General features: G+C 66.3%; 10 protein-coding genes. 6 read left to right on the top strand and 4 right to left on the bottom strand.

Translation table 11 applies throughout. The features are described from left to right. Positions 1-17: 17 nt before the first annotated feature. The 3 genes from otsA to otsB all read right to left on the bottom strand — a co-directional run bounded on the left by otsA (position 18) and on the right by otsB (position 4144). Positions 18-1409, bottom strand: coding sequence for an alpha,alpha-trehalose-phosphate synthase (UDP-forming) (gene otsA, locus RM96_RS11100; RefSeq protein ID WP_039010497.1), 1392 nt, complete (start codon positions 1407-1409; stop codon positions 18-20). 58 nt (positions 1410-1467) lie between these two features. Then, the gene (locus RM96_RS11105; protein WP_238587232.1) at positions 1468-3282 is read right to left on the bottom strand and encodes a glycoside hydrolase family 15 protein; all 1815 of its coding nucleotides are present in this window, start codon (positions 3280-3282) and stop codon (positions 1468-1470) included. Between the two features lie 64 nt (positions 3283-3346). Beyond that, positions 3347-4144, bottom strand: coding sequence for a trehalose-phosphatase (gene otsB / locus RM96_RS11110; RefSeq protein ID WP_039010499.1), 798 nt, complete (start codon positions 4142-4144; stop codon positions 3347-3349). A 298-nt stretch (positions 4145-4442) separates the two neighbouring features. Here otsB and ilvA point away from each other — a divergent pair, with 298 nt between their 5' ends. Together ilvA and queF are read left to right on the top strand one after the other, a co-directional pair. Next, on the top strand, positions 4443-5996 hold the full coding sequence (gene ilvA / locus RM96_RS11115) for a threonine ammonia-lyase, biosynthetic (protein WP_039010500.1): 1554 nt from the start codon (positions 4443-4445) through the stop codon (positions 5994-5996). Then, positions 5993-6826, top strand: a complete 834-nt coding sequence (gene queF / locus RM96_RS11120) for an NADPH-dependent 7-cyano-7-deazaguanine reductase QueF (protein WP_039010502.1) — start codon at positions 5993-5995, stop codon at positions 6824-6826. Before ilvA ends, queF begins: the two co-directional genes overlap by 4 nt. An 18-nt stretch (positions 6827-6844) precedes the next feature. Here queF and RM96_RS11125 read toward each other — a convergent pair whose 3' ends face one another. After that, a complete protein-coding gene (locus RM96_RS11125) occupies positions 6845-8137 on the bottom strand; it encodes a carbohydrate porin (protein ID WP_039010654.1) in 1293 nt (430 codons plus the stop codon). 325 nt (positions 8138-8462) lie between these two features. Here RM96_RS11125 and RM96_RS11130 point away from each other — a divergent pair, with 325 nt between their 5' ends. Genes RM96_RS11130 through RM96_RS11145 form a run of 4 tightly spaced genes read left to right on the top strand, consistent with a single transcriptional unit; the run spans position 8463 to position 12328 of the window. Then, positions 8463-9170, top strand: a complete 708-nt coding sequence (locus RM96_RS11130) for a TetR/AcrR family transcriptional regulator (RefSeq protein ID WP_039010503.1) — start codon at positions 8463-8465, stop codon at positions 9168-9170. Positions 9171-9207: 37 nt separating this feature from the next. Further along, the gene (locus RM96_RS11135; protein ID WP_039010505.1) at positions 9208-10182 is read left to right on the top strand and encodes an HlyD family efflux transporter periplasmic adaptor subunit; all 975 of its coding nucleotides are present in this window, start codon (positions 9208-9210) and stop codon (positions 10180-10182) included. After that, the gene (locus RM96_RS11140; protein ID WP_039010507.1) at positions 10179-11186 is read left to right on the top strand and encodes an ABC transporter ATP-binding protein; all 1008 of its coding nucleotides are present in this window, start codon (positions 10179-10181) and stop codon (positions 11184-11186) included. Before RM96_RS11135 ends, RM96_RS11140 begins: the two co-directional genes overlap by 4 nt. Further along, positions 11183-12328: an ABC transporter permease gene (locus RM96_RS11145; RefSeq protein ID WP_039010508.1), complete on the top strand. Its 1146-nt coding sequence runs from the start codon at positions 11183-11185 to the stop codon at positions 12326-12328. Before RM96_RS11140 ends, RM96_RS11145 begins: the two co-directional genes overlap by 4 nt. The last annotated feature ends 6 nt before the right edge of the window (positions 12329-12334 follow it).

A 12334-nucleotide genomic window follows, 5' to 3' on the forward strand; every position in this document is an offset into this window, starting at 1 on the left:
CCTCCTCACGCGGCCGTTCAGCCGCCTTCTGTCTCCGACAGCGCGCGCAGATATTCGCTGCTCCACCAGTGCACGTCCTGCGCGCGGATGCGCTCCAGCAGTTTCTGGTGCCGCGACTGGCGCTCGGCCAGCGGCATGTGCAGCCCCTGCTGGATCGCCTGGGCGGTGGCGCGCGTGTCGTAGGGATTCACCAGCAGTGCCTCCCTGAGCTGTTCCGCGGCACCGGCAAAACGCGACAGCACCAGCACGCCGGGGTCTTCCGGGTCCTGCGCGGCAATGAATTCCTTGGCGACCAGATTCATGCCATCGCGCAGCGGCGTCACCAGCGCCACCCGGCTCGCGCGGCACAGTCCCGGCAGCCGCTTGCGTGCCGTGGTGCGGTGGATGTAGCGCACTGGCATCCAGTCCAGCTCGCCGAACTCGCCGTTGATCGCACCGCTCAGGCGCTCCATCTCGCTACGCAGGTCGGCATAGGCATCCACCGATTCGCGCGACGGCGCAGCGATCTGCACCAGCGTCGCGCTCATGCGGTTTTCGGGGTACTCCGCCAGCAGCCGGTAGAACGCCTTGAGCCGCTGCGGCAGTCCCTTCGAGTAGTCGAGCCGGTCGATGCCCAACAGCAGGCGACGGCTGGAATACTGCGCCCGCATCATCTCGTAGGTCTCCCGCGCATCCTCGCCGCGGCCCAGCTCGATGAACTCGTCGACGTCGATCCCGATCGGGAAGGCCTGCGCCCGCACGGTGCGGTGGAAGGCGCGGAAGCGGTGCTCGCCCATGGGTTCGGCAAACGCCTCGTTCTGCACATAGCGCGAGAAGTGCTCCACGTCCGCGTGGCTCTGGAAGCCCAGCAGGTCGTAGGCGAACAGCGCGCGCATCAGCCATTCGTGCTGCGGGATCGCGGCGAGGATCAGCGGCGGCGGCAGCGGGATGTGCAGGAAAAAGCCGATCCGCTGCCCGCAGCCGATCGCGCGCAACTCGGCAGCCAGCGGGATCAGGTGGTAGTCGTGGATCCAGATGACGTCGTCCGGCTCCAGCAGCGGCGCCAGCTTGCGCGCAAACAGCTGGTTCACGCGGCGGTAGCCATTGAGGAAATTCGAATCGAAGTCGGCCAGGTCGAGCCGGTAGTGGAACACCGGCCACAGCACGCCGTTACTGTAGCCAAGGTAATAGGCGTCATGGTCTTCGCGGCTCAGGTCGACCGTCGCGAGTGTCACGTTGCCGGCCTGCTGCACATGCAGTTCGCCCTCGCCCGGCGTGCCGCCCTGCGCCGCCTCATACGATTTGCCGCTCCAGCCGAACCAGAGCCCGCCGGTTTGCCGCAGCGCTTCGGAAAGCGCGACCGCCAGGCCGCCGGCCGCGACATTGCGCGGATCGGCAACCCGGTTGGATACCGCTACAAGTCTGCCCATATATTGTTCTTTTAGTCCTCTGGTCTTAGTCTGGCGGCGCCCGTAGCAAGCCGCGCCTTCAGATGATGTCGTCCCACGGCGCCGACAGCCGCATGGCACCGTTGATCAGGCCGACCATCGAGTACGTCTGCGGGAAATTGCCCCACATCTCGCCGGTGACCGGATGTGTGTCTTCAGACAGCAGCCCTAGCGGATTGCGCGCGGCCAGCATGGCCTCGAAGATCTCGCGCGCTTCCTCGCGGCGGCCGATGCGCGCCAGCGCGTCGATGCGCCAGAAGGTGCAGATATTGAAGGCTGTCTCGGGCTTGCCGAAATCGTCGGGGGCTTCGTAGCGGCGCATGTAGGGGCCATCGCACAGCGATTCCTCCAGCGCCTTGACCGTGGCAATAAAGCGCGGATCGCGCGGCTCGATGAAATTGACCTCGCCCATCAGCAGCACGCTGGCATCGAGCTCGCGCCCGCCAAAGCTCTCGGCAAAGGCCTGGCGCGATTCGCTCCACGATTCGGCAAGGATGCGGTCTTTCATGCGCCGTGCGTGATCGTGCCAGTACGCCGCACGTTCTGGCAGCGCCAGCTTCTCGCCGATCTTGGCCAGCCGGTCGCAGGCCGCCCAGCTCATCAGCGCCGACGAGGTATGCACGCGGGCGCGCGTGCGCAGCTCCCACATGCCGGCGTCGGGCGTGCCGAACACCTTCACCGCCTGCTCGCCGACTTCTTCCAGCCGGTGGAATTCGGCCGGGCCGCCACGGTGCAGCAGCCGGTGGTCATGGAAGGCCTGCGCCGCGCCCAGCACCACGTTGCCATAGACATCGTGCTGGAAGTGCTCCTGCGCCTGGTTGCCCACGCGCACCGGCCCCATGCCCCGATAGCCGGGCAGATGATCGAGCATGCTTTCCGGCAACTCCCGTTCCAGGCCAATGCCATACAGGGGCTGGATGTGCCCGTCCTGCGACTGCACCACCACATTCGACAGCCAGCGCAGGTAATCCTCCATCGTGCCGACTTCGGACAGGCTGTTGAGCGCGCGCACGACAAAAAACGCGTCGCGCAGCCAGCAGTAGCGGTAGTCCCAGTTACGGCCGCTGCCCGGCGCCTCCGGAATGCTGGTAGTCATGGCGGCGACGATGGCGCCGGTTTCCTCGTACAGCGACAGCTTGAGGGTGATGGCGGCGCGGATCACCGCCTCCTGCCATTCGCGCGGCACGGCCAGGCGCCGGCTCCACAGGCGCCAGTACGAGGTGGTTTCCTGCTCGAACTCGCGCGCGGTTTCTTCCACGCCGTGCGCGAGCGTCTCGTCCGGGCCGAGGATGAAATTGTGGCTGCGCGTGACCAGGAAAGGCGTATGCGACAGCACATAGGCCAGCGGCGCGTCGGTGGTCATGCGCAGGGTCATGCCGTCGCCGATGTAACGCACGTGGCTGCTGCCGCGCGTGATCTCCGGCACGATCCGGCCCCAGTCGAAACGCGGCGCAACCACCACCCTGACCCGCGGCGCGCCACGGACCGGGCGGATGCGCCGGATCAGCGTGATCGGGCGGAAATACCGCCCGAGCCGGAAAAAGCGCGGCGCGAAATCGGTGATCTCCAGGCAGTTGCCGTGCGTGTCCGACAGGCGCGTGCGCAGGATGGCCGTATTGGGTTCATACCACTGGCTCGACGCGTGGAAGTCCTCGATCTCGATCGAGAAATGCCCGGCGTTCTCACTCGGGTCCAGCAGGGCGTTGAAGACGGGATCGCCATCAAAGCGCGGCAGGCAGGCCCAGACGATGCGGCCGCGCGCATCGACCAGCGCGGAGAACGAACAGTTGCCGATCATGCCCAGCGATAGCGACGGATCGGCAAAGCGCTTGTTGCCGTCCACGGTCTTGCACATGCCTTCGGTCGGCGGTTTGCCCAGCTCGCCGGTGCTGCTCGGATTGGTCACAGCGAATCCTCCCTCAAGATGTCGTTGTGGGTGCCGCGGGTGCCGCGGTGCTTTGCGCAGCCACCGGCTGCTCGTGCGCCGCGCTGTCCAGCGCCCGCGCCGAGCGGTGCAGCCAGCAGCGAAGCGCGGCCGGCCCGGTCACGCTGACGCTGGCCATGGTCTGGCGCTGCCCGACCAGCACGCCGAGGCCGCCAAGCTTGCGCACGGCGGCAAAGCCGGCCTCGTCGGTCACGTCGTCGCCGGCAAAGACCGGCAGGCGCTGCGCGAATGGCGGCGCCTTCATGAAGGCGGCAATGGCATCGCCCTTGTCGACGCCGGCCGGCTTGATTTCGACCACCATCTTGCCGGGCAGCGCTTCCAGCCCGACGGCATGGCGCATCACGTCGGTCACGGCAGCGTGCACCAGGCCCTCCAGTTCCGGCACAGCGCGGAAGTGGATGGCAACGGCAACGGATTTGCGCTCGAGCCGCAGGCCCGGGTATGCGTGCACCAAGGCCTCCAGGTGCGGGATCAGCGGGTCCAGGCCCGGCGCGGGGATTTTGGACATTTGCCCGCCGTCGGTGCGGAATTCGGCACCGTGCACGCCTGCGGCCGGCAGCGTGAGCGGTTGCAGGAAATGATCGAGTTCGACGATCGGCCGCCCGGAAATGATGGCCAGTGCGCCGTCCAGGCGCTCATAGAGCGCACGCAGCGTACCGACCAGTTCCGGCTCGACCTGCACGAGTTCCGGGCGCGGCGCCAGGTCGGCCAGGGTGCCGTCAAAGTCCAGGAACAGGGCGGTATTGGGTTCGATGAGCGGTAGCTGAGGCATCGCGATACACCGTAACACGTCAATCTGGCGAGCGTCCACCGGGCGCCGTCCTACAAAAGCCAATCAAATTGCACGCCAGCCGGGCAGCATCCGCAGTACGCTGACACGCGGCGCCTCATGCGCTGCCGGTGCGCTGCGGGTGGGCCTTAAGCCACTCGGATCGCATGAACCTTGCACAGCACATATACGGCCCATGCGGCGCCGGCGCCTTGCTCGCGCGCCCGATCCTTTATCATTGGCGGTTTCCGCCAAAATTTCCGCCTTTTTTGCGCCGCCCCCGCCGGCGCCTCCGCCGACCATGACCCGCAAGCCCGCCGCCAGACCCGACTATCTCAAGAAGATCCTGACCGCCAAGGTCTATGACGTGGCACAGGAGACCGAGCTCACCTATGCGCACAACCTGTCGGCGCGCACCGGCAATTCGGTCTGGTTCAAGCGCGAAGACACCCAGCCGGTGTTCTCGTTCAAGCTGCGCGGCGCGTACAACAAGATGGCATCGCTCACGCCGGAAGAACTCAAGCGCGGCGTGATCGCGGCGTCGGCCGGCAACCATGCGCAGGGCGTGGCGCTGTCCGCGGCGCGGCTGCAGTGCAAGGCGATCATCGCCATGCCGGTGACCACGCCGCAGGTGAAGATCGATGCCGTGCGCGAACGCGGCGGCCAGTGGGTGGAGATCGTGCTGCACGGCGAGTCCTACAGCGACGCCTACACGCACGCCGCCGAGCTGGAGAAGAAGCACAAGCTGACGTTCATCCATCCGTTCGACGATCCTGAAGTCATCGCCGGCCAGGGCACTATCGCCATGGAGATCCTGCGCCAGCATCCGGGCCCGATCCACGCGGTCTTTGTCGCCATCGGCGGCGGCGGACTGATCTCCGGCATCGCGTCGTACATCAAGGCGGTGCGCCCCGAGATCAAGGTGATCGGCGTGCAGACCGTGGACTCCGATGCGATGAAGCGTTCGATCGACGCGGGCAAGCGCATCGAGCTGAAGGAAGTGGGCCTGTTCTCGGACGGCACCGCGGTCAAGCTGGTGGGCAAGGAAACCTTCCGCATCAGCCGCGAGCTGGTCGACGAGATCGTGCTGGTGGACACCGATGCCATCTGCGCCGGCGTGAAGGACGTCTTCCAGGACACCCGCAGCATTCTCGAGCCGGCCGGCGCGCTGGCGGTGGCGGGCCTCAAGCTGTACGCCGAGCGCGAGAAGCTCAAGGGCCAGCATCTGATCGCCATTGCCTGCGGCGCCAATATGAACTTCGACCGCCTGCGCTTCGTAGCGGAGCGCGCCGAGGTGGGCGAAGCGCGCGAAGGCGTGTTCGCCGTGACCATCCCCGAGGAGCGCGGCAGCTTCAAGCGCTTCTGCGAGCTGGTGGGCACGCGCAGCGTGACCGAGTTCAACTACCGCATTGCCGACAAGAGCACGGCGCATATCTTCGTCGGCGTGCAGATCGCCAGCCGCGCCGAGAACGACAAGATCGCCGCCAGCTTCCGCCGCCACGGCTTCGACACGCTCGATCTGTCCAACGACGAACTGGCCAAGCAGCATATCCGCTACATGGTGGGCGGCCGCTCGCCGCTGGCGCATGACGAACTGCTGTACCGCTTCGAGTTTCCGGAGCGCCCGGGCGCGCTGATGCGCTTCCTCTCGAGCATGAGCCCGAACTGGAACATCAGCCTGTTCCACTACCGCAACCAGGGCGCCGATACGTCGAACATCCTGGTCGGCATCCAGGTGCCGAAGAACGAGAAGCGCGCCTTCCGCGACTTCCTTTCGACGCTGGGTTACGTACACTGGGACGAGACCGACAATCCGGTCTACAAGCTGTTCCTCGCCGGATCGACCGCACCATGAGCCTCCCCGAACACTCGCCGCTGGGCAAACCCTCGGCCTACAAGACCGAATACGATCCCGCGCTGCTGTTCCCCATTCCGCGGCAACCCAAGCGCACGGAAATCGGCCTGCCCGAAGGCAAGGCGGTGCCGTTCTTCGGCGTCGACATCTGGAACGCCTACGAGCTGTCGTGGCTGAACATGAAGGGCAAGCCGCAGGTTGCGCTGGCCACGTTCATCATCCCGTCGGATACGCCGAACATCATCGAATCGAAGTCGTTCAAGCTGTACCTGAATTCATTCAACCAGACGAAGATCGCTTCGCCGGAGGCGCTGCAGCAGTTGCTGCATCACGACCTGTCGGAAGCCACCGGCGGCACGGTGCAGGTGCGCCTGGTGAGCGAGGCGGATCTGGGCAAGCAGAAGATGGGCGAACTCGACGGCCTGCTGCTCGATCGCCTCGACATCGAAGTGGACCGCTACGAGCCGGCGCCCGAACTGCTGCGCGCGGACCAGGAAGAGACGCCGGTAGAGGAAACGCTGGTGTCGCACCTGCTGAAGTCGAACTGCCTGGTCACCGGCCAGCCTGACTGGGGCAGCGTGCAGATCACCTACGTGGGCGCACCGATCAACCAGGAAGGGCTGCTGAAGTACCTGATCTCGTTCCGCAATCACAATGAATTCCACGAGCAGTGCGTGGAGCGGATCTTCATGGACGTGATGCGGCAGTGCAGGCCGGTCAAGCTGGCAGTCTACGCGCGCTACACGCGGCGCGGCGGGCTGGATATCAATCCATTCCGGACCAACTTCAATACGGCCTGGCCGGACAACAAGCGCAACGCCCGACAGTGACGCGTTGATACCGCGCTTTCAGAACTCCGCGTGGAAGCGCACCCCGTAGAACTTCGCGGGACCGCGATCACGGTTGTACCCGGGATTGCGCACATACTGGAAATCCGGACTGATGCTCAGGTATTTGAAGGGCTGGAAGCTGTAGTAGATCTCGAACACCTGCTCCGGCCCGTAGTTGAGCGCGCCGTCGCCCAGGAACGCGCCCTGCCCGCCTGCCGCGAGATAGGCCCGGTGGTCCGAGCCGAGCATGTTCACCGCCACCGCCACGCCCAGCGCATCGCGCGCCCGGCCCCACGCACTGCCTTTCAGTACGCCACCGAGCGAGACCTGCTTGCCGACTTCCGTGAAGGCATAGGTTTCGGTCTTGTCGTCTGACATGCTGGCACGCGCGAACACGCCGAGCGAATCGGTGACCTGCTGCAGGAACGCCAGGCCAACGCCGGTCTTGGCGTGCTCCCGCCGCACGTCGGCCACGTCGGGCGTGGTGTTGTTGGCGATGCCGAATTGCAGTGCATCGCTGAACGCGCCCATGCGCGCCTTGTTGCGGAAGAACAGCAGGCGCGCCGTACCGGGACGGCCGGCCAGCTTGTAACGCTTCTCCAGCTCCAGGATATCGCCGTAGTGCTCGAACATCCGTGTGTCCAGCTCCAGCCCGTTCGATTCCACCGGCTGCAGGAAGCGCCCGATGCGCACCGACCAGTCGTCGCCGATGTACTCGAGTGACACGCCCCAGTTATAGCCGCGCGCATCGGCCGGATAGTCGAACGCACCAAAGGTCAGGAACGACCAGTTCATGAACTGCGTGCGCGGGTCCGAGCCGAATTCATTCTGGTCGAACACATCGAGCACGCCGAAATTGCCCGCGGTCAGCACCACGCGGCGCTTGTCCACCGTGCGGGCGAACTGGTTGAAATCCGCCTCCAGCTCCTCGCTGCCGCCGCCCAGCCCCCATGTCTGCCGGACAAAGGCGCGGGCGCGATAAAACACCGGGCTGGTGCTCGATACCTTGGCCAGCTCGCCGTTGGTCAGCCCGCCCATGCCGTGCAGCTCGGAGAATGGCACGCCCTGCGTGACCTCCGGGTTGAAGTGGAACTCCGCGCCGCGCCACAGGCGCAGGCCCAGGTCCAGCGTGGTGCTGAAGGAGTAGCTCTTGGCGCGCTCGGTGCCGAGGCTGTTCGGGCCCGAGTAAGCGGCATTGAAGGCCGGCTTGCGTTGCCAGACGTAGGTGGCCTGGCCGTGGAAGGCAAAGACATCCTCCGCAGGCGTGGGCGGCTCGACTGAAGCCGGCGGCGCGGCTTCCTCCTGCGCCATGGCCGGGACGCAGCTCGCCAGCGCCAGCAGGGCCGCCAGGCATCGGGCAAGAATCGGGCGCAACGGCGCGGCGGGGAATCGGCAGGACAGCATCGGGAAAGCGGCAAACAAGGAAGAAGCCGCTTGCCGGGCATGCGCCCGGCCTGTCGGCGGACGAAGCATAGCCAAGCCGACATGACATGTCTACCGCGTATTGCTGCAACGCAACAACGCAACTCGCGGCCGCCTCAAGGCCCTTATGTGCGCTCCATGCGACGTTGTAACCGGTCTTGAATTAATTAACCTGAAAATTAATATCCATCTGACAACGCCTCCGCGCAACCAGATGCCAGCCCCAAAGAATCCCCGGCCAACCTCCGCATCGGCAGTGAAAAGCCAGCGCCGCGGCCCCGGCCGGCCGGCGGCGGCAGGCAACCCGATCCAGCGCGACCAGTTGCTCGACGCCGCCACCGACCTGTTCTCCCGGCACGGCGTAGCGGGCACGCCGATCAAAGCCATCGCAGAAGCAGCCGGTGTCACACCGGCGCTCGTCCACTACTACTTCCGCGACCGCGACCAGTTGCTCGACGCAGTGGTCGACGAACGGCTGCAGGCCCTGGTGAACCAGATCTTCGCCGCCGGGCCGGCGGTGCCGGGCGATCCGGTTGCGATGCTGGTCGGCATTGCGGGCCGGCTGATCCGCGCCGCGGCTGCCACGCCGTGGTTTCCGGGCCTGTGGATTCGCGAGGTGGTGAGCACGGACGGCCAGCTGCGCGATCGCGTGCTGAACCGCTTTGCTATGCAGCGCGCCAGCGCGATGAGCGGCCCGATCACGGCCGCCATCGCCCACGGCCAGCTCAATCCCGCGCTGGAGCCCGCCCTGGTGATGCCCTCGCTGATCGGCCTGACCCTGCTGCCGCTGGCCACCACGCATATCTGGCGGCGCCTGCCCGGCGCCGACGCCGTCGACACCGAAGCACTGGTGCGGCATGTGAGCGCGCTGCTGACGCAGGGGCTCGCGCCTGCCCCGCCGCCTTCCGATCCATCCGCATAACCCTGAACACAGCCCAGACGATTGCCCCGGAGTTCCCATGCGAGTCCCACAGTCCACGCTCCCGCCGCTTACGATTGCAGCCGCCTTCGGCCTGCTCGGCATGCTGTCCGCGTGCAGCAAGGAGCCGCCCAACATCTGGCAGGGCTATGTCGAGGGTGAGTTCGTCAGCGTGGCCTCGCCCTTCGCGGGCCGGCTCGATACGCTGTCGGTGCAGCGCGGCCAGCAGGTTGCCAGCGGCGCCCCGCTGTTCGTGCTGGAGTCCGACGATGAGCGCGCCGCGCGCCAGCAAGCCGCCGAACAGCTGCGCGCGGCCGAAGCGCAACTGGCCGACCTGAAGACCGGCAAGCGGCCGGTCGAAGTCGACGTCAGCCGTGCGCAGCTGGCACAGGCGCAAGCCACGGCACAACGCAGCGCTGCGCAGTTCCGGCGGGACCAGGCGCAATTCACTATCGGCGGGATCTCGCAGGCGCAGCTGGACGAATCGCGCGCCACCGCCGCCAGCGACGCCGCGCGCGTGCGCGAGCTGCAGCACGATATCGACGTGGCCCGCCTGCCCGGCCGCAACGACCAGCAGGCCGCGCAGGCGGCCCAGGTGGAAGCCGCGCGTGCCGCCCTGGCGCAGGCCGAGTGGAAGCTCTCGCGCAAGGCGGTGTCGGCCACGCAGGCCGGCCTCGTCTACGACACGCCTTACCGGCTCGGCGAATGGGTGCCGGCCGGCAGCCCGGTGGTGCGCATGCTGCCGCCGGGCAATGTGAAGGTGCGCTTCTATGTGCCGGAGACCATCGTTGGTGCACTCAAGAACGGCCAGGCCATCCAGGTGCATTGCGACGGCTGCCCGGCACCAGTGCCGGCAAACATCACCTACGTTTCCAGCGAGGCAGAGTACACGCCGCCGGTGATCTACAGCAACGAGACGCGCCGCAAGCTCGTCTTCCTGGTGGAAGCGCGGCCTTCCGCAGCCGATGCGCCGAAGCTGCGCCCGGGCCAGCCGGTGGAGGTGCGCAAGCCATGACACCAGCAACGAACACGAATGGCCAGGCCAGCCACAACGGCAGGAACGGCGGTCTCGCTATCGATGTGCGCGGCCTCAACAAGCATTTCGGCGACAAGCACGTTGTCAACGATCTCAGCCTGCAGGTCGCGCGCGGCGAGATCCTCGGCTTTCTCGGCCCCAACGGCAGCGGCAAGACCACGTCGATCCGCATGATGTGCGGACTGCTGACGCCGGATTCGGGACAAGGCACCTGCCTCGGTTTCGACATCCTGAAGGAGTCCGACGAAATCAAGCGCCGCGTCGGCTACATGACACAGAAATTCTCGTACTGGGACGACCTGTCGATCCGCGAGAACCTGGATTTCGTCGCGCGCGTCTACGGCATGGCCAACCGGCGCGAGGCAGTCGACCGGGCGCTGGAAGATCTCGGGCTCGCCACGCGCTCGGCGCAACTGGCGGGGGCGCTGTCGGGCGGCTGGAAGCAGCGCCTGGCGCTTGCCGCGTGCCTGCTGCACAAGCCCGAACTGCTGCTGCTCGACGAGCCCACTGCCGGCGTTGACCCCAAGGCGCGGCGCGATTTCTGGGAGCAGCTGCACCAGCTCGCCTCGCGCGGCATCTCGGTGCTGGTCAGCACGCACTATATGGACGAGGCCGAGCGCTGCCACAAGCTGGCCTATATCGCCTACGGCAAGCTGCTCGCACAGGGCACTGCCGAAGATGTGATCGCCAGCCAGCAGCTGACCACGTGGAGCGTCGAAGGCGACGGCCTGGCCGAGCTCTCCGAGACACTGCAGGGCGCGCCCGGCGTGGACCAGACCGTGGTGTTCGGCACCGCGCTGCACGTCACCGGACGCGACGGGAAGCTGCTCGGCGAAACGCTCACGCGCCTGGCAGGCCCGAACCGGCGCGTGGAGCAGATCCAGACCAGCCTGGAGGATGTGTTCATCCACATGATGGGCGACGCCGAAGACAATATGAACGCCGCCGGTGCGGGTGTGAAGAAGGCGAAGGAGCGCGCATGAAAGCCGGACGCTTCGCTTTCTCCCTCCAGCGCTGGTGGAGCATCGTGCTGAAGGAGTTCCTGCAACTGCGGCGCGACCGCGTCACCTTCGGCATGATCGTGGGGCTGCCGATCATGCAGCTGCTGTTGTTCGGCTTCGCCATCAACACCGACCCGCGCCATCTGCCGACCGCGGTCATCGCCGCCGACCAGAGCGAGTTCACGCGGACCTTCGTGGCAAGCCTGGAGAATTCGACCTACTTCAAGCTGGTCGGCACGCTGCCCGACGAAGCCGCCGGCCGCGAGGCGCTGATGAAGGGCAATGTGCAGTTCGTCGTCAGCATTCCGCCAGACTTCACGCGCCGCTTGCTGCGCGGCGAACGCCCTGCCTTGCTGGTGGAAGCCGATGCCACCGATCCGTCCGCTACCGGCGCCGCCATCGCCGCGCTGTCGCAGCTGCCATTCACCGTAGCCAGCCAGGACCTGAAGGGATCGCTGGCGCCGCTGGCCGGCGGCAAGCCGCCGTTCGACGTGCAGGTGCAGCGGCTCTACAACCCGGAGGGCATTACGCAGTACAACATCATCCCCGGGCTGATGGGCGTGATCCTGTCGATGACGATGGTGATGATGACCGGCCTGGCCATGACGCGCGAACGCGAGCGGGGCACCATGGAAAACCTGCTGGCCACGCCGGTGCGGCCCATCGAGGTCATGACCGGCAAGATCGTCCCGTACATCTTCATCGGGCTGGTCCAGTCGACCATCGTGCTGCTGGCCGCGCGCTGGGTGTTCAGCGTGCCGTTCTTCGGCTCGGTGCTGGCGGTCTACCTCGCCGCGTTGCTGTTCATTGCCGCCAACCTGACGGTGGGTATCACGCTCTCCTCGCTGGCGCAGAACCAGTTGCAGGCGATGCAGCTTACCTTCTTCTACTTCCTGCCGAACATCCTGCTGTCCGGCTTCATGTTCCCGTTTGCCGGGATGCCAGGCTGGGCGCAGGCGATCGGCAACATCCTGCCGATGACCTATTTCCACCGCATGGTGCGCGGCATCCTGCTCAAGGGCAACGGCTGGACCGAGCTGTGGCCGAACGTCTGGCCGATGGCGCTGTTCATTGCCATCGTCATGACCATCGCGGTGCGTTTCTACCGCCGCACGCTGGACTGAAGGAGC

The organism is Cupriavidus sp. IDO (assembly GCF_000812465.1).
Lineage (GTDB): Bacteria > Pseudomonadota > Gammaproteobacteria > Burkholderiales > Burkholderiaceae > Cupriavidus.

Excerpts from the sequence above, each read along its gene's own strand:
- ilvA (WP_039010500.1), top strand. The coding sequence starts at position 4,443 with ATGACCCGCAAGCCCGCCGCCAGACCCGACTATCTCAAGAAGATCCTG.
- queF (WP_039010502.1), top strand. The coding sequence starts at position 5,993 with ATGAGCCTCCCCGAACACTCGCCGCTGGGCAAACCCTCGGCCTACAAG.
- RM96_RS11125 (WP_039010654.1), bottom strand. The coding sequence starts at position 8,137 with ATGGCGCAGGAGGAAGCCGCGCCGCCGGCTTCAGTCGAGCCGCCCACG.
- RM96_RS11140 (WP_039010507.1), top strand. The coding sequence starts at position 10,179 with ATGACACCAGCAACGAACACGAATGGCCAGGCCAGCCACAACGGCAGG.
- otsA (WP_039010497.1), bottom strand. The coding sequence starts at position 1,409 with ATGGGCAGACTTGTAGCGGTATCCAACCGGGTTGCCGATCCGCGCAAT.
- RM96_RS11145 (WP_039010508.1), top strand. The coding sequence starts at position 11,183 with ATGAAAGCCGGACGCTTCGCTTTCTCCCTCCAGCGCTGGTGGAGCATC.
- RM96_RS11105 (WP_238587232.1), bottom strand. The coding sequence starts at position 3,282 with ATGTGCAAGACCGTGGACGGCAACAAGCGCTTTGCCGATCCGTCGCTA.
- otsB (WP_039010499.1), bottom strand. The coding sequence starts at position 4,144 with ATGCCTCAGCTACCGCTCATCGAACCCAATACCGCCCTGTTCCTGGAC.
- RM96_RS11135 (WP_039010505.1), top strand. The coding sequence starts at position 9,208 with ATGCGAGTCCCACAGTCCACGCTCCCGCCGCTTACGATTGCAGCCGCC.
- RM96_RS11130 (WP_039010503.1), top strand. The coding sequence starts at position 8,463 with ATGCCAGCCCCAAAGAATCCCCGGCCAACCTCCGCATCGGCAGTGAAA.